Source organism: Methylobacter psychrophilus, from assembly GCF_025583945.1.
In the GTDB taxonomy this organism is placed as follows: domain Bacteria; phylum Pseudomonadota; class Gammaproteobacteria; order Methylococcales; family Methylomonadaceae; genus Methylobacter_C; species Methylobacter_C psychrophilus.
In genome coordinates, this window is sequence record NZ_JAOEGU010000139.1 from 1 (window position 1) to 1,518 (window position 1,518).

General features: G+C 50.4%; 1 protein-coding gene. It reads right to left on the minus strand.

Translation table 11 applies throughout. The features are described from left to right. Positions 1-92: 92 nt before the first annotated feature. Positions 93-1,301 (minus strand): response regulator, encoded by a 1,209-nt coding sequence (locus tag N7974_RS20515; RefSeq protein ID WP_262967389.1) that lies wholly within the window; start codon positions 1,299-1,301, stop codon positions 93-95. Positions 1,302-1,518 lie beyond the last annotated feature (217 nt).

The following is a 1,518-nucleotide window of genomic DNA, read 5'->3' on the forward strand; positions in this document are numbered from 1 at the left end:
GCTGGTTGGTTTTATGGCTTGTGCGTCGCTTGTTTTGGCGTCGCCGGAAGCTTTCGTGGCATTTTTTTTGTTGTCCTTACGAGTCGTCATGACTATGTCCTGGTCTGGATGGTTGGGTCAGGGATTACCGGGTGGCGTTTAGGTTTGCTGTCAAGGTTACGATAACGCTCGGCGATGGCGACGAAATCATCAAATCCGGCCAGAAAAGCATCGGTCATGTCTGGATCGAAGTGCTTGCCGCGCCCGGCGGCAATAATATCGCGGGCTTGCGCGTAGGGCATTGCCGGCTTGTAAGTACGGGCTGAAATTAGTGCGTCAAAAACATCGGCAATAGCCATCAGGCGAGCAGACACAGGAATATCCTCTTGTGCCAGTCCGTCAGGGTAGCCGCTACCATCCCATTTTTCGTGGTGCCAGTGGGCGATTTCTTTGGCCAACGTGAGAAATGCCAAGTGTATATTAATATCCTGTTCGGCCTGCTCAATGGCGTCGCTACCTAACTTGGCGTGGGTTTGCATGATGGCCCATTCAGCGGCGTTAAGTTTGCCGGGTTTGCGCAGAATATGATCGGGAATACCAACTTTACCAATATCGTGCAGCGGTGCCGATCGGTATAACAGATTGATATAGTGGTCAGTCAGCGTGGCAGCAAAACGGGGATGTCGGATTAAGCCAGTGGCCAGGCGCTGGATATAGCCCTGGGTGCGTAAAAGGTGATTGCCGGTTTCTTCATTACGGATTTCGGCCAGACGTGCCAGTGCCTGAATACTGACCCGCTGGGTGAAATCGTTTTCGGTCATACGCCGGGCAACTTCGGCTTCCAGGGTGGCATTCTGGTCTTTCATCCAGTCACGCGCCAATTTGGCTTCAAGTTGGGTATGCACTCTGGCCAGCACTACAGCCGGTATGATGGGCTTGATGATATAATCGGCAGCGCCAAGTTGCAGGCCAAGTTCTTCATCACCCGTATTAGCCAAAGCAGTAAGAAAAATAACCGGAATGTCACCGGTTTTAGGATTGTCGCGTAAGTGCTTAAGTACCTCGTAACCGGTCATGTCCGGCATCATAACATCCAGTAAAATCAGATCCGGTTTAGGCGCTCTGCCCGCTATGCGGCAACCACTTGCCCCCGTCGTTGTCGCCAGTACCCGATAGTGTGGGCGTAATAACGCACTTAACATCGTCAGGCTTTCCGAGGCATCGTCAATAATGAGGATGATTGTCTTGGTATCGGTAGCCGTCGGTCCAAGAATAGGAAGCGTCGCGAGGGAAGGCGATGTTAAAGCCAGTGTTTGAGTCATTTGAGAGCAATAGTTCTTCTAGTCAATGAAAATAAGGGTTACACAGTGTTGACAGGGCTGTTCCTCAGTAGGTTTTCTACCGCATCATGGTGCAGTATTTCTTGCGTTGTCGTTTGCATTCTAAACCTTTTCATATTTTTGCAAAGCTGATTATGCGTTATCCGCTTAACGCAGCGATCCAGGACGGGTAAAAAGACTACTGAAAAAATAGCCTAAC

Coding starts and splice junctions, on each gene's coding strand:
- N7974_RS20515 (WP_262967389.1), bottom strand. CDS start 1,301: ATGACTCAAACACTGGCTTTAACATCGCCTTCCCTCGCGACGCTTCCT.